The 22,922-nt window shown below is 65.3% G+C and carries 25 protein-coding genes; 12 read left to right on the plus strand and 13 right to left on the minus strand.

What is annotated here, in order from left to right; all coding sequences use genetic code 11:
• Positions 1 to 359: 359 nt before the first annotated feature.
• Positions 360 to 1,145: a glycoside hydrolase family 16 protein gene (locus EEB19_RS24210; RefSeq protein WP_187589874.1), complete on the minus strand. Its 786-nt coding sequence runs from the start codon at positions 1,143 to 1,145 to the stop codon at positions 360 to 362.
• A 95-nt stretch (positions 1,146 to 1,240) separates the two neighbouring features.
• On the opposite strand from EEB19_RS24210, the gene EEB19_RS24215 reads away from it, so the two are divergent.
• Positions 1,241 to 2,086 (plus strand): ABC transporter ATP-binding protein, encoded by an 846-nt coding sequence (locus EEB19_RS24215; RefSeq protein ID WP_187589875.1) that lies wholly within the window; start codon positions 1,241 to 1,243, stop codon positions 2,084 to 2,086.
• A gap of 2 nt (positions 2,087 to 2,088) precedes the next feature.
• Positions 2,089 to 3,276: an ABC transporter permease gene (locus tag EEB19_RS24220; protein ID WP_187589876.1), complete on the plus strand. Its 1,188-nt coding sequence runs from the start codon at positions 2,089 to 2,091 to the stop codon at positions 3,274 to 3,276.
• A 53-nt stretch (positions 3,277 to 3,329) separates the two neighbouring features.
• Here the strand turns inward: EEB19_RS24220 and EEB19_RS24225 are convergent, their stop codons facing one another.
• Positions 3,330 to 4,076 carry an SDR family NAD(P)-dependent oxidoreductase gene (locus EEB19_RS24225; RefSeq protein ID WP_187589877.1) on the minus strand — a complete coding sequence of 249 codons (747 nt, stop codon included), beginning with the start codon at positions 4,074 to 4,076 and terminating at the stop codon, positions 3,330 to 3,332.
• Between the two features lie 282 nt (positions 4,077 to 4,358).
• Between EEB19_RS24225 and EEB19_RS24230 the strand changes: the two genes are divergently transcribed.
• Positions 4,359 to 6,122, plus strand: coding sequence for an ABC transporter ATP-binding protein (locus EEB19_RS24230; protein WP_187589878.1), 1,764 nt, complete (start codon positions 4,359 to 4,361; stop codon positions 6,120 to 6,122).
• Positions 6,123 to 6,814: 692 nt separating this feature from the next.
• Here EEB19_RS24230 and EEB19_RS24235 read toward each other — a convergent pair.
• From EEB19_RS24235 to EEB19_RS24245, 3 genes are read right to left on the minus strand one after another with little or no spacing between them, the layout of a single operon-like run.
• The gene (locus EEB19_RS24235) at positions 6,815 to 7,066 is read right to left on the minus strand and encodes a F0F1 ATP synthase subunit C (protein WP_187589879.1); all 252 of its coding nucleotides are present in this window, start codon (positions 7,064 to 7,066) and stop codon (positions 6,815 to 6,817) included.
• Positions 7,067 to 7,090: 24 nt separating this feature from the next.
• A complete protein-coding gene (locus tag EEB19_RS24240) occupies positions 7,091 to 8,371 on the minus strand; it encodes a glycosyltransferase (protein WP_187589880.1) in 1,281 nt (426 codons plus the stop codon).
• Positions 8,368 to 9,012, minus strand: a complete 645-nt coding sequence (locus tag EEB19_RS24245) for a TetR/AcrR family transcriptional regulator (protein ID WP_187589881.1) — start codon at positions 9,010 to 9,012, stop codon at positions 8,368 to 8,370. The genes EEB19_RS24240 and EEB19_RS24245 overlap by 4 nt, the downstream gene beginning before the upstream one ends.
• Positions 9,013 to 9,159: 147 nt before the next feature.
• Between EEB19_RS24245 and EEB19_RS24250 the strand changes: the two genes are divergently transcribed.
• Positions 9,160 to 10,704, plus strand: coding sequence for a hypothetical protein (locus EEB19_RS24250; protein ID WP_187589882.1), 1,545 nt, complete (start codon positions 9,160 to 9,162; stop codon positions 10,702 to 10,704).
• Entirely contained in the window at positions 10,701 to 12,212 is a 1,512-nt protein-coding gene (locus EEB19_RS24255) for a hypothetical protein (protein ID WP_187589883.1), read from the plus strand. The genes EEB19_RS24250 and EEB19_RS24255 overlap by 4 nt, the downstream gene beginning before the upstream one ends.
• Before the next feature lie 441 nt (positions 12,213 to 12,653).
• On the opposite strand, the gene EEB19_RS24260 is transcribed toward EEB19_RS24255, so the two are convergent.
• Positions 12,654 to 13,076, minus strand: coding sequence for a nitroreductase family deazaflavin-dependent oxidoreductase (locus EEB19_RS24260; RefSeq protein WP_187589884.1), 423 nt, complete (start codon positions 13,074 to 13,076; stop codon positions 12,654 to 12,656).
• A 55-nt stretch (positions 13,077 to 13,131) separates the two neighbouring features.
• Positions 13,132 to 13,395: a hypothetical protein gene (locus tag EEB19_RS24265; RefSeq protein ID WP_187589885.1), complete on the minus strand. Its 264-nt coding sequence runs from the start codon at positions 13,393 to 13,395 to the stop codon at positions 13,132 to 13,134.
• A 190-nt stretch (positions 13,396 to 13,585) separates the two neighbouring features.
• Between EEB19_RS24265 and EEB19_RS24270 the strand changes: the two genes are divergently transcribed.
• Positions 13,586 to 13,837, plus strand: coding sequence for a hypothetical protein (locus EEB19_RS24270; RefSeq protein ID WP_187589886.1), 252 nt, complete (start codon positions 13,586 to 13,588; stop codon positions 13,835 to 13,837).
• Positions 13,838 to 13,866: 29 nt separating this feature from the next.
• Here the strand turns inward: EEB19_RS24270 and EEB19_RS24275 are convergent, their stop codons facing one another.
• A complete protein-coding gene (locus tag EEB19_RS24275; protein ID WP_187589887.1) occupies positions 13,867 to 14,799 on the minus strand; it encodes a chlorophyllase in 933 nt (310 codons plus the stop codon).
• A 100-nt stretch (positions 14,800 to 14,899) separates the two neighbouring features.
• Here EEB19_RS24275 and EEB19_RS24280 point away from each other — a divergent pair, with 100 nt between their 5' ends.
• From EEB19_RS24280 to EEB19_RS24290, 3 genes are all read left to right on the plus strand, one after another.
• Positions 14,900 to 15,373, plus strand: a complete 474-nt coding sequence (locus EEB19_RS24280; RefSeq protein ID WP_262365892.1) for a MarR family winged helix-turn-helix transcriptional regulator — start codon at positions 14,900 to 14,902, stop codon at positions 15,371 to 15,373.
• Between the two features lie 151 nt (positions 15,374 to 15,524).
• A complete protein-coding gene (locus EEB19_RS24285) occupies positions 15,525 to 15,686 on the plus strand; it encodes a hypothetical protein (RefSeq protein WP_187589888.1) in 162 nt (53 codons plus the stop codon).
• Positions 15,687 to 15,869: 183 nt separating this feature from the next.
• Complete coding sequence (locus EEB19_RS24290; protein ID WP_262365893.1) at positions 15,870 to 16,544, plus strand: cold-shock protein; 675 nt, start codon at positions 15,870 to 15,872, stop codon at positions 16,542 to 16,544.
• A gap of 60 nt (positions 16,545 to 16,604) precedes the next feature.
• On the opposite strand, the gene EEB19_RS24295 is transcribed toward EEB19_RS24290, so the two are convergent.
• Positions 16,605 to 17,669: a hypothetical protein gene (locus EEB19_RS24295; protein WP_262365894.1), complete on the minus strand. Its 1,065-nt coding sequence runs from the start codon at positions 17,667 to 17,669 to the stop codon at positions 16,605 to 16,607.
• A gap of 70 nt (positions 17,670 to 17,739) precedes the next feature.
• Here EEB19_RS24295 and EEB19_RS24300 point away from each other — a divergent pair, with 70 nt between their 5' ends.
• Entirely contained in the window at positions 17,740 to 18,393 is a 654-nt protein-coding gene (locus EEB19_RS24300) for a TetR/AcrR family transcriptional regulator (RefSeq protein WP_187589889.1), read from the plus strand.
• Between the two features lie 56 nt (positions 18,394 to 18,449).
• On the opposite strand, the gene EEB19_RS24305 is transcribed toward EEB19_RS24300, so the two are convergent.
• Complete coding sequence (locus EEB19_RS24305) at positions 18,450 to 18,923, minus strand: hypothetical protein (protein WP_187589890.1); 474 nt, start codon at positions 18,921 to 18,923, stop codon at positions 18,450 to 18,452.
• A 236-nt stretch (positions 18,924 to 19,159) separates the two neighbouring features.
• On the opposite strand from EEB19_RS24305, the gene EEB19_RS24310 reads away from it, so the two are divergent.
• Positions 19,160 to 19,525: a PLDc N-terminal domain-containing protein gene (locus tag EEB19_RS24310; RefSeq protein ID WP_187589891.1), complete on the plus strand. Its 366-nt coding sequence runs from the start codon at positions 19,160 to 19,162 to the stop codon at positions 19,523 to 19,525.
• An 18-nt stretch (positions 19,526 to 19,543) separates the two neighbouring features.
• On the opposite strand, the gene EEB19_RS24315 is transcribed toward EEB19_RS24310, so the two are convergent.
• Entirely contained in the window at positions 19,544 to 19,918 is a 375-nt protein-coding gene (locus EEB19_RS24315; RefSeq protein ID WP_262365895.1) for a TetR-like C-terminal domain-containing protein, read from the minus strand.
• A 135-nt stretch (positions 19,919 to 20,053) separates the two neighbouring features.
• Here EEB19_RS24315 and zapE point away from each other — a divergent pair, with 135 nt between their 5' ends.
• Complete coding sequence (gene zapE, locus EEB19_RS24320) at positions 20,054 to 21,079, plus strand: cell division protein ZapE (protein WP_262365896.1); 1,026 nt, start codon at positions 20,054 to 20,056, stop codon at positions 21,077 to 21,079.
• A gap of 76 nt (positions 21,080 to 21,155) precedes the next feature.
• On the opposite strand, the gene EEB19_RS24325 is transcribed toward zapE, so the two are convergent.
• Both EEB19_RS24325 and EEB19_RS24330 read right to left on the minus strand, forming a co-directional pair.
• A complete protein-coding gene (locus tag EEB19_RS24325) occupies positions 21,156 to 22,280 on the minus strand; it encodes a hypothetical protein (RefSeq protein WP_187589893.1) in 1,125 nt (374 codons plus the stop codon).
• Between the two features lie 68 nt (positions 22,281 to 22,348).
• On the minus strand, positions 22,349 to 22,922 hold a 574-nt coding region (locus EEB19_RS24330), incomplete at its 5' end, for a TetR/AcrR family transcriptional regulator (protein ID WP_187589894.1).

The following is a 22,922-nucleotide window of genomic DNA, read 5'->3' on the forward strand; positions in this document are numbered from 1 at the left end:
CGTCGTTCCGCCTACCACAACCGCACCGCTGAATGTTCGTTTCTAAGGCGGCCGTGCGGATGCGATCTGTCGACCCGACGCAGTCTTTCGCAACATTGTGTGCTCTCCTCATCTGTCTCGTTTGGTGCGTGACACGACCCGGTCGTCTGTCGTCTGCGGCGCTGTCCGTTTGCGCGATTGCTTGGATACTCTTCAACGGACCGATCGAGGGGCGAATCCTCTGGGTGTTGAACACCAGTCACGGTTTCACCGTGTCCGACATTCTCTCCGTGGTTTCCCTTGCTGTCGCGGCTTGGGCTTTCTGGAGCTCCCGGGATAGTCGGGCGTGTAGCGAGGGCGACCACCGCTGACGCTCCTGTTCAGCGGCGGTCGACCCGAACCTCCCGCACCGACAGCTCCGGAACGGTCCGATCCGACGCAGCGATCTCTGTCCTTGAGGGAAACTCGAAGATTGCGATGATCAGCTGCATCGGATAGTTGGGCGACTGATCCACGGAGTCGATCACCTCCCCGTCGAGCAGAAAGCTCACACCGTCAGCCCGCCAATCGACGCCATACGTGTGCTCCCGCGCAACATCGATCGGGGTACGAGGCGCCGAGAACTCCTCGCGCAATGCAGGATCACGGAACGCATGCACTCCCCGACCCAACTCGACACTCGGCATCGGACTGGACTCGACCGACGATCCGAACACCTCGACGAGGCAGATCTCGCCGCATCGATCCGGGTGGTCCTCAAGCCCGATCAGCCACGCCGAGAACATCGATTCCGGTGTCAGCGTCGCCCGGCACGTCACCTCGACCCGCCCATGGTGCGGCGTCAGACCCCACAGCGTGGGCTGCGCTTCCCGCACAAGCTGACCGCTTCTGAATGGTTGCTGCCCCTGCATACTCCCCACCGGCCCAGACCAGTTGCCGCTCTGGATCGCCGACACCCGCAGCGGTGGATCATGATCTCCGGCGCACCACACCGGATGCTCCGGCGGGATCGCGAGCGTCAATCCTTGGGCGGTCGTTGACCATTCCGCGCGGGCGGCTGCTCGTGAACTCCACGCGGGCAGATACGCGGCGATCCACCGAGTCGGGTCGAGGCCCGCACGGAAATCCTCGACCCCCGACGTCGGGCCGTAGGCCTGTGTAGACACGCAACTCAGTCAACCACCCGGGACCGAGCTGCACATCTCACGATCGACGAGCAATCATCACTCACGGTGGCCTCGGCTGCCGGTATCGTCGCGGCATGGCATTGGCGGCGAGCGGTCTGATACGCGCGTTCGGTCGGCATGTCGCCGTCGCGGACGCCGACGTCGAGCTACGAACCGGGTCCATCACCGGTCTCGTCGGCCCGAACGGCGCAGGTAAGACGACCTTGCTGCTCATGCTCGCCGGGCTACTGCGCCCGGACACCGGCACCATCACGGTGGACGGCGTGCAGGTCGATCCGCCGCGACTACGGTCGATGGTCGGGTGGATGCCGGATGTGTTCGGCACCTGGGACAGTCTGACTGCCACGGAGATCCTGACCACGTTCGGCAGGCTCCACTCGCTGTCCCGGGCCGATGCCCGCAGTCGCGCCGCAGAGCTTCTCGACGTGGTTCACCTCGGCGAGTTCGCCGACCGTCCCGCACACGAGCTGTCCCGCGGCCAGAAGCAACGGCTGGGGTTCGCGCGCACTCTGGTCCACAGTCCCCGCATCCTGTTGCTCGACGAGCCGGCATCGGGGATGGACCCGCGGTCCCGGGTGGAGTTGCGCGATCAGCTCCGCGCTCTCGCCGACGACGGGTGCGTCGTACTGATCTCCTCGCACATCCTCACCGAACTGTCGGAGATGGTGGACGACGTGATCATCATGACCGAAGGGCGTACCCGGCCGACCGGTGAGCGCAGCAGCGTCGGACATCGGTGGCGCATACGCGAGGCCGGCCAACCGGCCGCGTCGGCGGCGACGATCACATTCCCCGACGAACAGGCCGCCGCCCGGCACCTCGCCGAGTTGATCTCCGCCGGACGGCCGGTGGCCGAGTTCGCCCGCATCGACACCGAACTCGAGGACGCGTACCTCGCGCTCGACGCCGATAGGACATGACGATGACCACCGCTGCCGATCACCGGAGCCATGTCGAGCCGGGGCCACCGTGGACAGGGCGAGCACGCCGATGGTGGTCTGTCATCGGAGTCCTCGTCGGCCTGGAGCTTCGACAGCGGGTGCGCACGACCCGCTGGAAGGTCACGTTGGCGCTCTCGTTCGTCGTCATCTCCGCTGTGGTCTTCGGCTCGATGTTCGTCGCCCTGAACCCGTCAGGTGCCTCGTACCGCGAGTGGGCGCAGAACCTGTACGCCGTGGTGATGGGAGCCCTGCTGTTCCTCGGTATCGTCCTGGCGCCGACGCTGACCGCGACAGCGATCAACGGCGACCGCAAGGACGCCACCCTGGCCGTCGTGCAGGCCACACCGATCAGCAACTGGCAGCTGGCCATCGGCAAGCTGATCGGCAACTGGGTGTGCTGCCTGGCGCTGATGGTCGTCGCGTTGCCCTACCTGGTGTGGGCGATCATCGCAGCGCCGTACGGGGCCGGACGCGGGATACTCGGTGTCGTTGTCTGTGGCCTGTTGTTCGCGTGTTACTGCGGTATCGGACTGGGATTCTCGGCACTGACGGCACGGCCGGCGGGTTCGGCAGTCCTCACGCAGGCGACCGTGTTCTTCCTCCTGTTGGGGCTGCCGGCGCTGTTCGGGCTGCTCTACACGACGACGCAACAGGATCACGAGGTGACCCGCGCGCGGTACACCGCGCCCGACGGTTGGTCCGAGAACACCGAATGGACGCAGCCGACCTGCCGTGACGTCGAGTCGACCGAGAAGTTCGCGCACACCGAGCGCATCTGGTGGTTACTGGCTCCCAACCCAGTGCTCATCCTTCCGGACGTCGTTGCGGGACAGGACAACCCGCAGGTACGCATCTGGGACAGTGGGCACCGTCCGCCTGGCCCCACACTGCTCACCCCGATCGCGGAGGCGTTGTCGGCGGCACGCATGGGTCCCTACATCGATGCGCCGCGATGCGGCGATCAGCGAGCCTGGTTCAGCACCTCCGGTGACAGCAGTCCCAGCAGGTTCTATGCCGGGGAGACTGCGCATCAACATGCCCGTATCGGGGACAGTTGGTATCTGGGCCTGCTCATCAACATGGCGTTCGGCGCAATCGGCCTGACCATCGCTGCACGCCGGTTGCGGGTGCCGGCTCGAAAACTCCCACGGGGCGTGCGGATCGCCTGAGCGTGTCATGGAGGGCCGAAAGGACACGCTCCATCGCACCAGGGAACCGTCGCTCAGCGCCGCAGCAGTCCGCCGTCGACGACGTGTTGACTTCCGGTGATGTACCCGGCGTCGTCGGAGAGCAAGAAGGCAGCCATCGCAGCGACTTCGTCCGGCGTCCCGGTGCGTGCGAGGGGAACGTCGGCCAGAACACCCTGTTCGAACGTGGTGCGCACCTCGGTGGTCATGAAGTCGCGGAAGTTCGTGTCGGTGGCGCCGGGGATCAGGGTGTTGACGCGGATGGACCGCGGGGCGAGTTCCGCCGCCCAGCACTGTGCTGCCGCAATGAGCCCGGCTTTCGTCGCCGCGTACAGCGACGTGCCCGCCGCTGCCTCGTACGCGGAGGTCGATGAGGTGACCAGCACCGCCGCACCGGGATTGAGCTTCGGTACAAGCGCGGCGAGCTGTAGAAACGGGCCACGGAGGTTGACAGCGATCAGAGCATCGAACGCGTCGGCGTCGACCGCCTCCACAGGGCCTACCGTTGCGCGACCGGCGTTGAGCCACAGCCCGTCGATTCCGCCCTCGACCGCACGTGCCAACTCCTCACCCGCCTCTCGTGACGACGCATCGTTGGCGACCACGGTGGCATTCGAGATCTCGGCCGTCACGGCGTCGAGCCGATCGACGTGGGTTCCGGTCAGCGTCAGACGCGCCCCTTCGGAGGACAGCCGACGTGCGCCGGCTCGTCCGATTCCGCTCGTCGCACCTGTGATCACGATGTGCTTGCCGGCAAATCGTCCGTCGGTTCGTTGTGCCATGGCGTCCACAGTAGGGACGGGCATCGCGAGTTGCAGCAGACCCGAGAGGCCGCAGACGCGACGACCACCGACTCGATCAATGCGACCCTGACGAAGAAGCTGTCCCCGACCCGGGTTAGTGCACCGACCGTTCTTCGTGCCACGGGGTGTCCAGTTGTCCCCCACACTGGTGACATCGCTTCCGCCTGCTGCGGTGGACGTCGATGCACGATGCGCCGCAACAACTTCTGCCGTGCATTTACTCGAGTGTCATCGGCGCTCATCGCCTCTATCGTGGCTGGTATGTCCTCGAACTCACGCGATGAGGTGCTCGACCGGGGCGGGTGGCGGTTGCTTGCCCGGTGGATGCGACCCGAAGCCGCCGTTCTCGCCGTGGCATTGATCCTCGGCCTCGTGACTGCTGCCGTCGAACTGATCAGTCCACTCGTCACACGAGAAGTGTTGCAGAGAATGAACTCTCACACTCCTGTCACCGGTGTGGCCCTTCTGTTGGTCGGGGTTTTGGTGATATCCACCGCGATCGGATACGTGCAGATGGTGATGCTCGGATCGTTGGCCGAGCGGATCGTACGATCAGTTCGTCGCTCGATGTTGGCGTCGCTGCTACGTGCGCGCATAGGCGCCACCCGCACCGCCGGTGAGATGGCCTCACGCGTGACCTCGGATACCACTTTGATCCGCGAAGCAGCCACTGGAAGCGTCGTGCAGTTCGTCAACGGGATCATCGCACTGGTGGGCAGCCTGGCGTTGATGGCCTACCTCGACGTGATCCTGTTGGCCTTCACCGCCGCGGTGATCATCGCTGGCATGTCCTTGGCACTGCTGTTGATGCCGCGGCTGTCGCGCCTGCAACAGCAGGTTCAGGAGCAGCTGGGTCAGCTCGGCGAACGGCTGGACGGCACAGTGCGCGCCATGCGCACCGTCAAAGCGTCGCAGGCCGAGGACCGAGAATTGGCAGTCCTCTACGACCGCGTCGACGACGCCCAGACGCTCGGAGTCCGAGCCGTGCGGGTCGAAGCAGCCGCCGCCATGCTGACCGGCTTGGCGGTCAACGTCGTATTGATCGTGGTGTTGGTCGTCGGTGCGTGGCGTGTGTCGACCGGAGCACTCGACGTGCCCAGTCTGGTCGCATTCCTCCTGTACGTCTTCGCACTGACCTCCCCGGCCGGGATGATCATGATGAGCGTCACCACCATGCAATCAGGCCTGGCCGCTGCGCGCCGTATCGACGAGGTGACCGGTTTGGATCGAGAGAGCGATCCAGACGACTCACGCGACGATCACCTCACCGACCAGGCCGACGTCCGAGCAGTGCTCGAGCTCGAGGACGTGACCGTGCGCTACCTGCCCGACCAACCGCCCGCGCTGAAGTCCGTCAGCATGGCCGTCCCTCAACGCGGCCACATCGCTCTCGTCGGCCCCTCGGGCGCAGGGAAGACCACAGTGCTCTCGACGCTTTTGCGGTTCACCAATCCCGACTCGGGACGGATTCTGCTCGACGGCATTCCCTATGAGCGGTGGACCATCCCCGCCGTGCGTTCGCAGATCGGCTACGTCGAACAAGACGCCCCGCTCGTGCCCGGCACCGTGCGAGACAACATCACTCACGCAGCACCGTCGACGTCGGACGACGAGGTATGGCGCTCACTCGAGGCCGTTGCCCTCGACAGACGGGTTCGGTCACTCGCCTCCGGTCTCGATCACACCATCACCGCGTCCACGCTGTCCGGGGGCGAACGTCAACGCATCGCCGTCGCTCGCGCCCTCGTAACCCGCCCACGGGTTCTGCTCCTCGATGAAGCCACCGCTCAACTCGACGCTCTCACCGAATCCGCAATCATCGGCGCGGTACGCGAACTGGCTACTGATGGTGTTGTCGTCACCGTTGCTCACCGCCTGTCCACGATCATCGACGCAGACCATATCTTCATCTTCGAAGACGGCTCCATTCGCGCCACGGGAACCCACCAGGAGCTGCTGAGCACCGATTCGCTATATCGCGAACTCATTGAGGCACTGCAGATATCGTCCGCGACAGCACCCTGATCGCACGGTCGCTATCACCCAGCGCTGAGGGAGTGAAGCCGTGAGGCGAGCGACACCCCGACGCGTCTGCTAAGGGAGGGCACCGATGGCAGCGCTATCCACAGAGCTCCGCTGCCGCACGAATGTTGGCCGGCGTCGAATCGGAGTACACCGACACAAAGTAGGCCTGGGAGGCGCCCGGAACATTCAGTCTCGAGCCAGTAGTCTCGCACCGGTGGATCAAGCTGTGACCGTCGAACTCTGCCTTGGACAACAAACGCTGTCCGTCGCATACGCTCGTGGCATCAGCGCCGGTCCTCACTGAGAGATAGACGACTCCTGAGTCGTTGCTTGCGTATTCGCAGAGCAACACTCGAACAGGCGACAAGTACATCGGTCGCGATATGGTGGGCGACGCGGTCCCACCCGGGCCAAGCTGCCAACGACCGCCGGTCGAAGTTTCGGACGTCTCTGATATGTCTTCGGCACATCCAGACAAACCTGCGACGACGATGGCTCCAAGCACGACACACACTCGCCGCCACGTTCGGATCATCTGCAAACCGTACCGGGTACTGCTCTCGGCCGGACATATGACGACGATTCCGGACGTCGCCTGCAGCAGCATTTCGGTCGGTGTCCGTCGGTGGTGCCCGTCCGGTAGCTTCTTCCAAAGCGATGCAACTGCCACGGAGGGAGGCCTCGTTCTCGCGCTAAGACGCACCCGGAGTCGCGAACACGAACAGTGCCATGAACGCGATGTTGATGAAGAAGGCAGCCTCAACGAGGCTCACGGTGATGAAAAAGGGTGTCATCAGACGGTTTTGGGCCTCGGGCTGCCGCGCGACACCTTCGATGAAACGCGATCCGGCGAGTCCGTTGCCGATTCCCGCGGCGATCGCGCCGCCGGCGAGGATGATCGAACCGGCGAGCAAGGCGTCGCCGACGAGTGCTTCACTGGCCATGGCAGGTTCTCCATCCTGTTGACATCAGGCGTGAGTAGGTGAAGTCGGCGCCGACAGCAGCGTCTCGATGATCCGGCAGGCAGCCGTCGTCCCGTCTTCCGATGCCAACTCGTCGGCCACGGTAAGCGCGGAGCGGCGATACTGGTCGTCCCTGGTAGCCGCCGAGATCGCCTCGGCGAGAACCGGAGCCGTGACACTCGTGCGAGGCACCGGAGCGGGTGCACAACCGAGACTCTGCAGACGCTGCGCCCAGAACGGTTGGTCCATGATGCCAGGGAGGGCGACGGTCGGGATCCCGGCACGTAGGGTCGCCGCGGTTGTTCCGGCGCCACAGTGGTGAACTGCTGCCGCCGTCTGCGGGAGCAACCAGGAGTGCTCGACGTCGCCGATGGTGAACAGGGTGTCGTCGTCCCCACCGTCGAGGTGTGCCCAACCGCGGTGAATGACTCCACGCCGGCCGCTTGCGCGCAGCGCATCACGCACGATCGCGCTAATCCGATCGCCGTCGCTGATCGCGGTACTGCCCAGACCGATGTAGACCGGAGGCGGTCCATCGGCGAGGAAGTCGACGAGCCCGGCGGGCGCCTCGGGTGCCTGCCGCTCCACAGGCCACCAGTAGCCCGTGATGTGGACGTGGTCGGGCCAGTCGTCGGGCCTGGGCACCACACGAGTGCTGAACCCGCACAACTGAGTCCATTCTCGCTCGAGGCGACGTCGGCGGCTGCGGAGCGACTCGGGTGGCAGTCCGAGAGTGCCTCGCAGATCGTCGATCAGCGGCGCGAACAGCTTCTCGCCGGCACCGGCCAGTCGCCAGGCGGCGCGGTTGCCGAGACGGCCGTATGATCGGGTGCCGAGCGCGGGTGGTGCGAAATCGCCGGTGACGTACGACGGTTGGAGCACCAGCGCCGCACTCGGACGACCGACGGCTTCTGCCACGTGCGATCCGAGCAGCGTTCCGACCGGCCCGCCAAACAGGACGAGGTCAGCGTCCTCGGCGGCCTTGGCCATCGCCTCGCCGACGCCCACCAGGTCCTCACGCATACCGACGATCGCCTCTTTCGAGGGCTTGAGCTTGCGTCCGTCGACCATCGCCTGCCCGTACTCGGACGAGTGGGTGTCGGCTTCGGTGTCGCGCGGGAGCAGCCGGAAGTCGAATCCGGCATCGGTGACCATCGCTTCGTACGGCTGCTGGGCCGCGATCGCGACCGTCGCGCCGAGATGGTCCCGCAGACCCGCCGCGAGACCGGTCATCGGGGCGACGTCGCCGCGGGTTCCGAACGCCAGGATGGTGATTCGTGGGCTCATCGTGCTACTCCGATCGCTGAGATGATGAGTTCTGCCAAGGTCGAGGTGTGGTCGAGAACGTCGTAGGTCTCGTCGCGCGCCAGCTCGGCGACGGCACCGTCGAGGGCCGCGCGCAGGACGTTCTTCAGGACCGTCGGATCTGCTGTCGTGACGAACTCGCCGTCGCGGATGCCGTCCGCGAGGATGTTCTGCGGGTCGAGCAGCGCGAACTCCGGAGGCACACCGGACTCGTCGACAGAGGCCTGCACCACCTGATCGAACCGGCGGCCCGCGCTGTCGCGGTAGCCGACGGAGATCTCGTAGAGGGCGATGGCATCGCGACGATGCGTGTCGAGGAACTCGCCGTTGGACGCGATGTAGGCCCGCAGACGGTCGGTCGCCGTTGTCGCAGCCATGATCTGCGGGATCATCACCCCTGCCGACGCCCCGAACACGGCTTCGACGATCGCGGCGACGAGATCATCTTTGCCGCGAAAGTGGTACAGCACAGCACTCTTCGCGATCTCGGCGCGCTCGGCGATCTTCGCCAGCGATGCCTGGGGGTAGCCCACCTCGGCGATCAGCTCGATGGCACAGGCGACGATCTGGCGTCGTCGTGCTTCGTCGGCGAAAGTTCTCGCGCTGCTCGATTCTGACCGCATGGTCTAACTCTAGACCGATCGGTCAGAGGTGGCAATGCCGGCGCAGAGCCTCCCCACCGCGTTGAGCGCGTGTTAGCCTGCAGTCATGTCGAGTCTGCAGAAAGGCGCATGAGGCGCCCTCGTCGTTTGCGGGTCAGGGTGTACGAGGTGTCCATCGGTGACAACGCTCTACCACCTCCCCGCATAGGTACGGTCACCGATTTCCCGGTCAGCTTTGACGAAGCCGGCTCCCCATATGCGCCCGGTCGGCGTCGGGACGCCGAGATCATGACCATTCGCGGCGAACTCGAACTCCGCGACACCGAACCGTTCGAATATCGCGACGACGACAGCGGAACCGCACACTGGATGTGGCAGGGACTGCTTCGCGGATACGGATGGACGGCCACGTGGACCGGCCCACGCCCGCTGACCGGTCCGGTCGAGCTGACCGGCTACTTCGGATCGTCGTTGAACCACGACGACGAGGGGCGAGTACGCGGACGCATCACAAGGGTCCAGATCATCTCGCAGGTCTCCCGATGTGTCGGCGACACAATGAAATTGGCCGATGACACGGCCTGCCGCTACCGTGAGGTCGAGCTCGCACCGTTTTCTCACCACGATGCGGAGCCCTGCGACATCGGAGGCGTTCAGTATCGCGACATCGCGACCTTGATCGATCTCGATCTCGACGATGTGCCGCCGAGAACGCTGCGTCCACAGGTACTGCCGGGCCACGTGTCCTCGGCCGACGCTGCGGTGTGGGTCGCCGACTCCGAGTTGCCGATCGTTGCCCGGATCGACACGACCACCGATCACGCCACCGAGTACGTGCTACCGGGCCGGGGTGACACCTATCGCCGCGTCGCCGCCACCCCCTCCGGCTGCTGGGTGACCGGACGAGATGCTCTGTACCGCATCACTCATGGCGCCGGCGCCTCCCGAGTGACGGACGACGGCGCATGCTCGTCCGCCGTCAGCGGTGAGACCCTCCTCGCTCAGCACGTGTCCGGCGGGTGGATGACCCACACACCGGACGGGCCGCCTCTTCCCGTCGATGTTCCTGCCGACGAGTTGATCGGCAACGTCGGTATCGACAGCAGCACAGGCGACTTCATCTCCCTGATGCGCTGGGCAACAGATGGGGGCCGATGGCTGCGCCTGGTTCGTGTCTCACCGACGGGGGACGTGCGCGTCGGTCCGGGGTTCGCTCCTCCCGACCGGCGCGGCGGCCGGCCGTTCTTTGCCGAAACACGAGGCTTGCGCATGTTCTACGGCGGCGTCGTGGTCACGATCAACGACGACCTCACCCTCGGCCCACCTGATCGCCTTCCCAAAGAGCCCATCATCGGGGGCGCGTTCGCAGATCGCGCATGGATACTGACGTTTCGAGCTCGACGATTCTCAGACGATCTCAGTACGCAATGGTGGCCACTTCCTGCGCCCATCGACCCGAGCACTCCCCTACCCAGCGACGCACTTCTGACGATTCTCGATCCGACCACGCTGACCCCGCAGACCAGTCGCTTCGTCGACCAACCCCGTTCGGTCGCAGCGCAACCGAGGGACGCCTGGATCTGCGATCGAGGACGGTTGCTCCGCATGTCCCTGGAGCGAAAGGATTCCGACGGTGAGGCCGCCATCGACGACATCGACATATCCACACTGATCACCGAATCCATTTCGCCGGCCACCACCATCGCGCCATGAGCAACGAACGCACCGCAGGGCACACGAACCGACTGTTGACTGTCCTGGTCGATCACATCGCGATCGAGGACGGTCAGATCGAGCCCCCTGAAGTCGGCGCCGTCGCAGCGTTTCCGCTGAGATTTCAGGAGATGCCGTCGTCGGAACCTGACGTCGTCACCGTCCGCGGTGACCTCGAACCCGATCGACGCCCGGTGACTCAGCTGAGGGATGGCCCGATGTGGTCAGGTCTCCTGCGGGGCGACGGCTGGACAGCCACATGGGACGGTCGACGACCACGAACTGGACGGGTCGAGGTGACCGGCCAGTTCCTCGGCGTGATGGGTATCGATGCCAACGGATGGGTGCGCGGGCGGGTGACCAGCGTGCAGGTGGTCACGATCTTTTGGAAACGCGTCGACACCAAGTGGCGGTGGGAACCCATCGACGGACGCCGCGAGTATCGGACGGTGGAGCGCTCGCCTCATTTCTTCACCGACGAGCGCATGTTCACCGACAACCCACCACCGGTCTCGCGCCGCGACATCGGCGTCCTGATCACCATGGATCTCGACGACGTCGCCGAATTGCCGTTGCGCCCACCCCTGGTTGCCGGCGACCTCTCGGCCGGCGGCACCAGCGTGTGGGTCCTCGATCGGCAGCTCCCCACGGTGACCCGCTTCGGCGACGACGGCATCCCTACCGTGCATCACCTGCCCGGCCCCGTCACCGTTGACCGCCGCGTGTGGGGCACGCCCACTGGATGTTGGGTCAGCGGAGCGGACGGCACCTACCGGGTCGGACTCGACGACGAGATCGGTGAACGAGTGAGCACCACCGGCGGGAGGTGCGGGGCTGTCGTCGGCGATCGCTTCCTCGTCTGCTCCACCAACGGACCGTGGCGCATCCACACTGCCGACGCGGAGGTCGTCGATATCGACAGGCCCACAGGCTCACCCGAAGGAGCCGTGGCCGACGGCGACTCCTTCGTCGTCCTGTGCAGTCGCCGCATCGGAGACTCATATTCCTACTGGCTCATCCGGATCGCCGTGAACGGGACAATCGAAACCGGCCCGGCGCTTGCTCTGCCCGACAAGCCCCATCCATCTGGCCCGACCCTGCTTCCCGGCCCACTGACCATCGCCCGTGACGACACTTTCACTGAGGTGACCGCCGGACTCGCCCTCGCCGAGAGTCGACGTGTACCTCGTAAGTTCCTCCGGGCCGGGGTTGTCGGCGACTACTTCTGGACCGTCGGGCATCCACCCGACAGGACGAGCCGATCGTGGTGGCCCCTGCAGGGACCGACCGCTTTCGATCGCAGTCGCGGACAGTTCTGGCTACTCACCATCCTCGAGCGGAGCAGCCTGGCCCCGGTGCACACAGCGGCGGTCCTCGCCCCGCAGCCTGAGGTGGCCGAGGGCAGCGCCGAGACCATCTGGCTCACGGCGGCAGGCGAGGTTCAGATGATCAGGTCACTCGGCGGAACAATGGTGTGGCCGGAACCTGCTCCGCAGCCCGAGGATTGAGAGCTGACAGCTCCAGACATGGGCGCGCCCCGGCATTCTCGGGGCGAGGGTGCCGGGGCGCTGTGGCCGCCACCGCTCGCCTCGTCGGGGGGAGGACGCAGGACCGCGGTGATGGCGGCGGTCGCCGGGGACACAGGGGGACGGTCCGCCGGGCGACGCGTTCAACCGTACCTGCACGGAGTGCCAAAAGCCCACCGGGGGCGCATATCGATGGAGATGCTCTCGTCGATCGTGACGCTCGTACGAAGTCGTCCCGGGTTGAATGCGGCACGGCATTCAGTCCCTACACACCGCCGCATGAGGGTCACGTGAGAGCGCCGGAAAGTGGATAATCCACTTTGCGGCGCTCTGAGGTGACTTTCATGCGGCGCCCAACCGCTGAAGTCGGAGATCAGACCGTCGCGCCGGGGTCGAGACGCCGGCGCGAACGGTCCGAGGCGTCTACTCCAGCACGAACACCGGAATCTGGCGATCGGTTTTCGTCTGGTACTCCGCGTAGGGCGGGAATGCGGCGACAGCCAGTTCCCACCAGTGCTCGCGCTCCTCGCCGGAGATCTCACGGGCAGTCAGGGTGCGGACTTCCTCGCCGTCCTGGGCGATCACGGTCGGGTTGGCCTTCACGTTGTGGTACCAGGCCGGATGCTCCGGAGCGCCGCCTTTCGACGCAACCATCAGGTACTTCCCGTTCTCCTCGACGCGCATGAGCGGAACGTATCGCTGCTTGCCCGACTTCGCGCCGGTCGTCGTGAACAGGACGATGGGGCGGCCCTGCACCTGCACCCCGTCGGTGGTGCCCTGCTCCAGAATCTTCTCGGTCTGCTGTCGTACCCATTCGGTCGGGCTCAGTTCGGCATGCTCAGTCACAGGTGGCGCAGCGATGGTGCGGATCGATTTATTCCCCGACCCCGCGGACCCGACCTCACCTCACAAACTCCTGCCGGCGCGGCACCTGCTTCCACAGGATGGCAATCCGCCGGTGGTCAGCACGGTCGACGATGACGGGAATCGACTGACCAGAGCGGGGGCACCGCTTGGCCGGCACGGTGGTATCGAAGGTCACCGACGTGATGATCGGCCCACTGATCGCTCCGATGATCCGCGCCGAATACCAGGCCGACTCGACAGCCGAGTCCGGCTGGGCGCACACCTTCACCCGCAACATCGCACGCACCGGGTCGCGCATACGGCGTATCCGCCACCACGTCGCCAGTCCCATGGTCGTCACAGTAGCCGTCGTCCCCGCGTGCACCGGTAGCAGGATTCGCAGGTGAGTAGCGCAGATGTCGGCACGCTGACGTCGGACGCAGATATCCTCAGACGATCTGGAGACTCCCGGATGCGCCTTCTTCTACTCACCGCGCGGCGGAGGTTTCATGGTCCTCATCGCGACAGTGCTGATCGTCGTGGCCGCCGCGGCCATCGTCCGGTCGGCCGCCTCTCCGCGAGGCGCGCAGAGTCGACGCGAATCTCTGATCCTTCACGTGTCGGCCGCGGTGGCAGCCCTCCTCGCGTGCGCGTTCTCTCCCGCGGTCATCACGTTCTGCTGTGCCGGGATCATTCTCGTCTGCATCGTGATCGTCGTACGTAGGCAAGAGCCGTTCCACAGCCGCTTGTCCGATCAGTGAGGCATCCAATCGCCGCGGCCGGTTCGCGCTCAGTATTTCGACTCGAGTGTGCCCAACCGACCGCCGGCGCCGCCGAGGTCGGCACGTGCCCGGTCCCAGCCGGCGGAGTCCTCTTTGAGTGCGTCGTCCAGGAACGCGGTGACGGTCTCCCGCACGAACCGCACACGTCCGGGGTTCTCGTCGGTCGTCTCCGAGACGTCGTACCCGGCGATCCCGCCGAGCGAATGCTCTCCGCCGACGACGGTGAGCAGGTGCTTCGTGTCGGGGCCGTCGGTATACGGGTCGGTCATCCAGTCCGGCCCGCGGGTGGTCAGCGGGGAGTCGTCCTTGTCGCCGGCGATCACCAACATCGGGCGTGACATCTCGCCGAACACCGCGTTGACGTACGGGAAGTGCTCGCGCGCCATCGGCGACAGATCGCTGCCGCGACCGGCCGTGGCGATCAGTACACCCGCGGCGATCCGATCGTCCGCGCAACGGAATTCGTCGCCGGTCTCGGGGTCGATGACGCCCGCGCCGAGCAGCAGCGCAGTCGTCTGTCCGCCGAACGAATGGCCGACGGCCGCGATCCGTGTGGTGTCGGTTCGCTCCGGGAGGCCGACGATGTGGCCGAGCACGTGGTCGAGAGCGTCGAGGACGCGCGTTGCGTCGAGTGCCCGCTGTCGCCAGATCTCGCCCCGGAGCGGGTGGTCGTCGGGCATGCCGACGCTGCGTGAGTCGAGGTAGGTCGGCTGCACCACCACATAGCCGCGGGAGGTCCACCAGTCGACCAGCGGACCATAGCCGTCCATCGACTCGCCGTACCCATGGGAGAAGAGGATCACCGGCAGGTTGTCGCCGGCCACGGGTGCGGAGACCCGAACGACCAAGTCCGCGTATCGCCCGGAGGTGGGCACGGACACCGGCTTTACCGACAGGATCGGCGCATCGCTGGCGACGAGATGGGTGGTCGGTGCGGTCATGGTCAGTCCTCCACGGAGTCGGCCGGCATGTCTCAATGGTTGCCACGGCAACCATATCGATACTTGGTTGCCACGGCAACCATTGGGCTAACGTGGACGAGTGGCCTCTCGTACCCGTGCGCTGAATCGATCCGAGTCCGACCTCTGGATCTCGATCACCGTCCTGTCGCAGTTGTTCACTCCGACGATGGACCAACGGCTGCGCAGCGTCGACCTGACGCTGTTCGACTTCGGATCGCTCATGTCGCTGGCCGACGCTCCCGATAACGCCCTCCGGATCAGCGAGATGGCCGAGCGGACCTACTCGTCCCTCCCCCGGATGTCGAAAGTGGTGGCCCGACTCGAGCAGCGCGGCCTGGTACGCCGGGCCCGATGCCCGGACGACAACCGAGCCACCACAATCGAACTCACCGTCGCCGGCCGCAAGAAACTCGCCGAGGCCCGCAGGATCCAAGTGACCGCGGCGCGCGAGATCGTGCTCGACCGGCTGTCGTCGGACGAGATCGATACGGTTGCACCGATTCTGCGGCGACTGGTGAGCAGCCTCGATCCAGACGGGCCGCTGACGGAGTAGCGGGTTGATCGGTTGTTGACATGGGCGTCGGGCGTTCCCCGGCTTCACCCATGTGGACGACGAAATCAGGCCGGGCATTGCACTAATCTGAGCACCACGCGGCACCGGCGCCGACCAATTCTGTTCTTCCGTCAGCAGGAGTTGATCTCACATGAAGCGCGCTTTTGCCATCGTCGTGTCAACCGTAGGTGCACTGCTCGTCTTCGGCGCGGCACCGGCGTCCGCGATCAGCTGCGAGCCCGTGACCGGCGGGCCCGCGCTTCCTCCGGGCTACTTCTTCTTCGGAAGCCTCGGTTGCGTTCTGCAGTTGTGAGACGACCGTCCGAGATGCTCGCCAGGGATAGCTGACATGAGGGTCACCGCTCCGCACGCCATGACTGGATTATCCAGACGTCTGCTGCTGAGCGGTGATGCCGGCGGCAGGCGCACTGTCCAAGGGCGTGCGGATCGCGTGACCGAGCCACCACCTCCGATCACCCCGAGCGCATGACGGATCATGGGTGCACAGAGGACGCTCGCGCCGCAATCGACGCGCATGGTCGGCGTCACCGTCTACGGTGTGACCATGCCGACGAAGGGAACCGTCCAGATCTGGCACCAGCAATCGGGTTGGGGTGTCATCGAATCCGACGTCGCGCCACATACGTGCTACGCGACATCGATCTCGCTGCGCGTCGAGGCAGTCGCCGATGTGGCGGCCTCCCCTTTGTTGGGACTACGACCCGGCACTGCAGTCGAGTTCGAGTTCTCTGCCGCCGAGCCGCCGATCCAGGGGTGCGATCAGATAGCGCACCTCGTCTGGCCCGCAGGCGCCGCCGCTCCGGAGCCTCGGCGTGCCGCTTACTCGGGCAATCTGTGGAACAGCGTGGGAGAGCCGGGTTCCGACGGCCTGACCACCATGCGCCAAGTCGTCATCGATCCGACCGACATCCCGTCGGTGCTGCCACCGGATCTTCCGACCACGATCGGAACAGTCCGACTCTGGCACGACGAGGAAGGCTGGGGTGTGCTCGATTCCGACGCCACTCCGGGCGGAGCCTGGGCTCACTTCTCCGAGGTCGCCGGCAAGGGTTTTCGGACTCTGACGCCCGGACAGGTGGTCGAGTTCGACTACGAGAATCACGGCCAAGACGGATACAACTTCCGGGCGAACAACATTCGCGGTCAGTGAGCGGATGGCCGTCGCTCCTCGACGCCGGAACGCACACACGCGCGTGGTATCGGATCGACCTCAGCGTCTGTAGAACTCGGCGATCGTGCCGAAGGCGGCTTTCGGCTCCCACGGCATCTGCGGGTAGGCAACCCCGTTTCGGCCTTCGAAGACTTTGACGATGCCGAGGCTGGCAAGGTCCAGATCATCGCGGGGATCGCCGTCCGGCCGGTGAGGCAGGTTGTCGAGCGCGAAGAGGAAAACGAAGGCGCTGTCGACGCCTTCGCTGTCGAATACCTCGAGCAGTTCATGGAGGTATGTCGCCTGACCATCCTCGTCGCGCTCGACGACACCACTCAGGCGGACGGGCGCACCGGTGTCCGGGTCGTTCTCGATGATCTCCATACTGCGCGGAGCCATATCACCGGCACCACGCCATGTTGCGGTGCCGAAGCCGGTGATGGCGACGGGTTTCGGCTGCTGGGCCACGAGGCTACGCACACTCGATCGGAAGATGTCGGCGACTGCTGCGGAACGAATGAGCTCGAGGGTCACGATATCGAACAGGTCCCAGTCGACGGCTTCGAACTGGATGGCAGCGTAGGTCACCGGCCCCTGAAAGCGTTCCCTGATGTGCGCGACCGCAGTGCCGAGAAACGCGTTGAGGCGCGAACCCAGTTCCGCGAACCGCTCGTCGCGCCCTTCCGGATCGGTCAACAGCCGCTCGAGCCGCGCGCTGACGTCGTCGCCGTCGATGAATCCGCGGTTCATGACACTGAGCTCGACGCCGGCGACGAACACGATCTCGGCGCCCTGCGCCCGAAGCCTCTCTGCCCGCTCCGCGCAGGTGGCGAAGAGGGTCAGAATCTGATCGGTCGTCTGTTCCAGGGGATACGGGGAGAACCAGACCTCCATCCCGAGCTCGGCTGCGACATGTGCGGCAATCTCCAGACGGTCGGGGTCGCCGCCGACGATGTGGACCGCGTTGCAGTTCAGGTCGTCGCGGATGACTGCCAGCTCCTTCTCGACTCGCCACGGATCGAAGTGTTCCCGAGAACTGCTGTCGCCACGTATGAACCCCGTGTCATACGTCATGCCTCTGCCGCGCATGTCTGATGTTCCCCCTCTGCCATCGGCTGTGCTCACCGTGGACCCTACGGAGGATACTGCGTGCACGCAATTTTGCGTACACGCATAAATTTGGGATGGTGGAGAGATGACCACGCACGACGTCGGGCGACGCGAACGGAACAAGCAGGCCACACGAGTGGCCCTGCGCGACGCTGCCTTGCGCCTCGCGATGGAACACGGGCCGGAGAATGTCCGTGTCAGCGACATCGCCGACGCAGCAGGTGTCTCGCCGCGGACGTACAACAACTACTTCTCGAGCCGGGAACAGGCGATCGTCGATGCGGTCACCGCCGAGCGCGAACAACGCATCATCAGCGCCATCCTCGGCCAGCCCGCAGAGACCGGCCTCTCCGACGCAGTACTTCGCGCGATCGTCGAACACTACGCCGACCCCAGCGACCAGGCGCAGGACGTGCTGCTGATGATCACAAACAATCCAGCGCTCCGCGCTTCGTATGTCGACCGCGTCGCGGTGAGCGAGGACGTCCTCACCGACGCGCTCTTCGAACGCGCCCCCAACATGGATCCGCTGACGGCGCGCGTACTCGCCGCGAGTGTGGGTGCGGCCGTGCGAGTGGCGGTCGGGGTCTGGCTGTCGACACTGTCCGGCCCTGCATCGAGCGCCGGCCTCGTCGTGCCCACCGGTCCACTGACCGATCAGCTGCAGGCCGCGTTGGCCGCGCTGGCGCCCGCAATCGACTCTGCGACGAGTCGGGCACGACCACCGAACTCTCGCTGACGAATCGACGGAAAGCCCGCCGGCCTCATCGCTGATCGCGAACCGTGGGCGTGCGCCTACTGCGCCGTGTACTCGGCAGTGCAGTCGAGGTTCGACGTCCACCCGTTGGCGGCCGTATTGCTCACGGCGGCAACGACGGTGATCCTGCCCGATCCGACCTGCTGGGTGGGCAGGGTGATGGTGGTGCGGCCGCGATCGATCTCGGCGACCGCGTTGCTGTCCCAACCACCTCCAGTGCGACCAGTGTCGAGGTTGGCCCAGGTGACCGAAGCCTGCTGCTTGTACGCCACCAACGCGTCCGAGACCGTGTGGAAGGCGAACGTCGTGGCGCCGGCGCCGGCCGACTCGACATTGACCATGCTGAACTCGGCGCGCGTGGGATGCATCGGATCCGGATAGGTGATCGAGCACAGCGGCGTGCTCGACGGAGCCGCGTTCGCCTCGCCCGACGCCTCGGTGATGGCTGCGCCGCCACCGAGGGCAAGCAATACTGCGGCAGAGAGTGTGGCGACCGGTCGTGGATTTCTCATCAGGGTGTCAACCTTTCACGAGTGGTGTCATACGTGCTGTCGCCGAGCCACCGAGAGGTCGTTACCGTTGCTAAACACAATCGTCCGACCGAATGACCACGCGCCGCATCGGGGCGGCCCTGCCTGCCCGTCGATCGATCGAATTCTCGATGATGCACGAGCGTTGTCAGCCTGCACGCGCTAGGGTTCGCCGAGCCCGCACATGTCGCGGGCGAGGACGTGGGAGATGAACTGACGTGCCATACGTGGGCCTGCTGTATCTGGTGATCCTGGTCATCGCCTTGATCGACATCATCAACACCGACGACGCCCTCATCCGAGGGATGCCGAAGATCGCGTGGGTGCTGCTGGTCGTCGTCCTCCCGTTGATCGGAGCCTTGCTGTGGCTCGCGTTCGGTCGCCCCACTGGCGAGGAACGTCGCCGACCCGCATCCGGCGCGGCGTCTGCGTACCCGGAGTACGACCGACCCGGGCGGTTCATTCCGGCTGACCCCGAGGCAGATCGCGAGTTCCTTCAGCAATTGCGTGATCGTGCCGAACAGCAGCGCCAAGCTGCGCGCGAACAACAGCGCCGAACCGATGACCCTGAACCCGGAACCTGACGTCGTTGTTGGTCCTGGTCACCGATCCTGTCCGAGACTGCGTGCGGACATCCTGCCCAACTCCACGACCCCTTTGGCGACATGCTCGGCGACAGCCGACGGGTCACCATCGAGTCGACCGCGCAGATTTCCGGTGCGCCACAGGGTCGCCAGGCCGTGCGACATCGCCCACCCCGCGACCACCACACCCGTGATGTCCTCGTCGGGAGATGCCGACATGCTCGCGCGAGCCGTCTTGTAGAGAAGGTCGAACGCGGCGTCGCGAGCCTCGCGAAGGCCGGAATCGTCATCACGATAGAGATCCGGCCGAAACATCACTTCGAAATGACCTGGGTGCGTCACCGCGAACATCACGTAGGCGACCACGGTTGCCGAACAAGATCCGACGCGCACGTTTTCTGCACGGTGGGGCATGCCAGTCGAGTGGCGATCCGGGTCGCACCCGTTCGCACTAGGCGAGGGCGGGGAGCGGTCGGCGGTGGGAGCACCCATCGAGATCTCACAGCTACGGCGTGGCACGATCATGCTGTGTCCTCTCGGCGGCAGGCGATTCTCTGGGCGATCGAGGCGGCAGCGACTCGCGACGGGATGTCGCTGGACCCCGGACAACGGCAACTCGCCGGCCGACTGGCCGACCTCGATCCGCACCTGTCCCACTGGTCGTCCAAACGCACGCCGACATCGAATGGTCTCTTCGTTCATGGGCCGGCCGGACGAGGGAAATCGTGGCTCGCCAACGCGTACTTTGATGCAGTACCCACTCATCGCAAGACGCGAGTGCATTTTCACAGCTTCTTCGACGAGCTTCATCGCCACATTCACCACCACCGCGACGAGGATCGAGCCGTTCAGAAGGCACTCGACGAGGTCATCCGCGACTGCCGCCTACTCTTCTTCGATGAGCTGCACGTGCATGACTCCGGTGATGCGCGGCTGCTGACCCGGCTACTCGAACGGGTCTTCGCGCGACGGATCGTCGTGGTGGCCACCTCGAACTATGCGCCGGATGACTTGTTGCCAAACCCCATCTGGCACCACATCTTCGAGCCGGGTATCGCCCTCATCAACGCGCATATGTCGACCTTCCATCTGACTGGATCAATCGACTACCGCACAGCCGGCGGCGGACGAATCAGCGGCTTCGCCGCCGGCGACTGGACGACCGACCCCGTCACGATGCCCAAGCGCTACGACGGCACCTCCCTCGCCGTTCGGGACCGCCACTTTCCTGTCCTCGCAGCACGTCCCGGCGAGCTATGGGTCACCTTCGCGCAGGTCTGCAGTGCACCGATGTCGAACATCGAGTATCTGGAGTGGGCGCGAACCTACAGTCACTGGGTGGTCGTGGACATTCCGCTGTTCGACGACATCGATGCCGAGGCCCAACAGCGCTTCATCAATCTCATCGACGTCCTGGTCGACATCGACGTCCGCGTCACCTTTCACTCGTCGCATACTCTGCATCGATTCTCGGCCGCGGCAAGCCGACGACCGGATGCGTTCCGTATGCAGAGCCGGATGCAGTTGCTGGGAGTCGTCAACCGCCTGACCTGATCGCAATGGTCGACGATCCTGGCCGAAGCCCGCCGTGACGTTTCTTCGTTCGGAGATCAAAGGGCAACAAGACGTTTCATACGTGCACGGTCAACAAGACGGTCGCAGCGTGCTGCCGGATTCCGAGCCAGGGCGACGACAAAGCCTCCATCGCCACGGCGATGTCGGAGGCGTCGATCGAGTACATGCGCGTCGGCGACAGTTGTCGCACAAGGTCGTCGTGAACCCACGGATATGTCGCACACGCCTTGTCGAGCACTCGATAATCCAGTGTCAGTGTCCCGTTCTTGGCGGTACCCAGGAACGGCGTCAGGATCACCTCGCTGATGGCCGCGTCAGGAAATATCGCCAGCGCGTCCAGGACCGGGTCGAGATGACCCAGCCACGACAGCGATGCCGCCGCTCGGATTCGAGTTGCCTGCGCCACCGAGCAATCACGAACGCATGCGGTCAATGCTCCGATGACCTCGCCGTCCCCGACGCCGACGGCGTCGATGACGTCGCACCACAGATCGGCGTTCTCCTCGCCATCGGCGACGAATCGTCGAAGCTGTACCGCGGCGCGCACGGCAGCGACCGTTCCACAGTTCGCAAGCAGGCCGGCGACTTCCGAACGATTGAGTACCGGGGACGGGCCCGTCAGCATCTCAAACAGTGCTTGGACACGGGCGTCGGGTGTCAGCGCCCCGAGATGACGCGTCAATTCCACACGGTCTCGGACCTCGGGATAGTGCGCAGCCAGAATGTCTTCGGTGACGCTCCGAGCCAGCAGTTCGTCTGTTCCATCGACGGCCGCGACGTGGAACCCGCTGCGGACCCACCCTCCGTCGACGACGCGAGTCGTGGCCGTTCTGCACGCACCGACGACGACGTCGCGAAATCTGTCAACCACCGCGTTCCACCGTCGTCCGCCGACCCCCGCTTCGATGGTGAGGCGGGCGGCCCAATCATCACCGATGCGCGACACCGGGTGCTGATACCGCCACATCTCCGGTCCGCCGGACGTATCACCCTCGGACTCGACGTCCGCCGACAGGCCCGGCCAGAGGATGAGTAGGTCACGCAGGTAGAAATCGTGGACGGCCATCCGTGCAAGGGGCACCCCATACTCGCAGCGGGCACACCGCGCACAGTTCTCGATCTCGTCGACCAGAAACTGCTCGAGCGCACCCCAATCGACCCTGTCGACGTCGGCGACCATCACACGACCATACAGTCAATCGCACATGTGTCTACTCAAAGACGCCGACATCCTGCCGTCGTGCTCGGTCAGGACTTCGGCGCCGGGGTCGCCCATCGACGCAGGTATTCCCTGAGCGCCTCGCCCGCACGCGGAGGCTCGCCCGGGTCGGCGAGGAAGGACTGCACGGTCCGCAGCATGTGCTCGACGAGCTCATCGAGGTCCCGCCGGGTCCAACCGTGCTCGGACCACTCGACATCGAACCCGTCGACGATCGATCGGCCCAGCGTGCGCGCAGTCGACGATGTCACCTCGGGCAGAAACCGGCCGTGGGCGTCGCGGCTGAACAACAACGCGAAGCGCGGGTTGGCGCGGATCCGTTCGAGCGTCACCGCGATCCCCTCCACGATCGCCACGTCAGGATCAGTCAGCCCGCGAAGCGAACGAGACAGGTCCTCCAGGAACTCGTCCACCGCGAAGGCCACCGCCGAGCGCAACAGCGCGTCGGTGCTGTCGAAGTATCGGTAGACGGTCTGCCGGGTCACCCCGACTTTCTGCGCCACCCTCAGAATGCTCGGCTCGGCCAGCCCGGAATCGATCAGCTCGCCGGCGGCGCTGAGAATCCGCCGGACCGCATCGTCATCCGACTCCGGCGCCCCTTTC

Source organism: Gordonia sp. OPL2, from assembly GCF_003797825.1.
GTDB lineage: Bacteria > Actinomycetota > Actinomycetes > Mycobacteriales > Mycobacteriaceae > Gordonia.

Bases quoted from the DNA above. Each gene is read 5' to 3' on its own strand.
- EEB19_RS24265 (WP_187589885.1), bottom strand. From the start codon at position 13,395: ATGCGCGACCCGGTGCGTGCGATGTTGCGGGTGAAGGTGTGCGCCCAG.
- EEB19_RS24245 (WP_187589881.1), bottom strand. From the start codon at position 9,012: ATGCGGTCAGAATCGAGCAGCGCGAGAACTTTCGCCGACGAAGCACGA.
- EEB19_RS24275 (WP_187589887.1), bottom strand. From the start codon at position 14,799: ATGACCGCACCGACCACCCATCTCGTCGCCAGCGATGCGCCGATCCTG.
- EEB19_RS24255 (WP_187589883.1), top strand. From the start codon at position 10,701: ATGAGCAACGAACGCACCGCAGGGCACACGAACCGACTGTTGACTGTC.
- EEB19_RS24240 (WP_187589880.1), bottom strand. From the start codon at position 8,371: ATGAGCCCACGAATCACCATCCTGGCGTTCGGAACCCGCGGCGACGTC.
- EEB19_RS24305 (WP_187589890.1), bottom strand. From the start codon at position 18,923: ATGAGAAATCCACGACCGGTCGCCACACTCTCTGCCGCAGTATTGCTT.
- EEB19_RS24225 (WP_187589877.1), bottom strand. From the start codon at position 4,076: ATGGCACAACGAACCGACGGACGATTTGCCGGCAAGCACATCGTGATC.
- EEB19_RS24300 (WP_187589889.1), top strand. From the start codon at position 17,740: ATGACCACGCACGACGTCGGGCGACGCGAACGGAACAAGCAGGCCACA.
- EEB19_RS24215 (WP_187589875.1), top strand. From the start codon at position 1,241: ATGGCATTGGCGGCGAGCGGTCTGATACGCGCGTTCGGTCGGCATGTC.
- EEB19_RS24270 (WP_187589886.1), top strand. From the start codon at position 13,586: ATGGTCCTCATCGCGACAGTGCTGATCGTCGTGGCCGCCGCGGCCATC.
- EEB19_RS24290 (WP_262365893.1), top strand. From the start codon at position 15,870: ATGGGTGCACAGAGGACGCTCGCGCCGCAATCGACGCGCATGGTCGGC.
- EEB19_RS24220 (WP_187589876.1), top strand. From the start codon at position 2,089: ATGACCACCGCTGCCGATCACCGGAGCCATGTCGAGCCGGGGCCACCG.
- EEB19_RS24285 (WP_187589888.1), top strand. From the start codon at position 15,525: ATGAAGCGCGCTTTTGCCATCGTCGTGTCAACCGTAGGTGCACTGCTC.
- EEB19_RS24325 (WP_187589893.1), bottom strand. From the start codon at position 22,280: ATGGTCGCCGACGTCGACAGGGTCGATTGGGGTGCGCTCGAGCAGTTT.
- EEB19_RS24235 (WP_187589879.1), bottom strand. From the start codon at position 7,066: ATGGCCAGTGAAGCACTCGTCGGCGACGCCTTGCTCGCCGGTTCGATC.
- EEB19_RS24230 (WP_187589878.1), top strand. From the start codon at position 4,359: ATGTCCTCGAACTCACGCGATGAGGTGCTCGACCGGGGCGGGTGGCGG.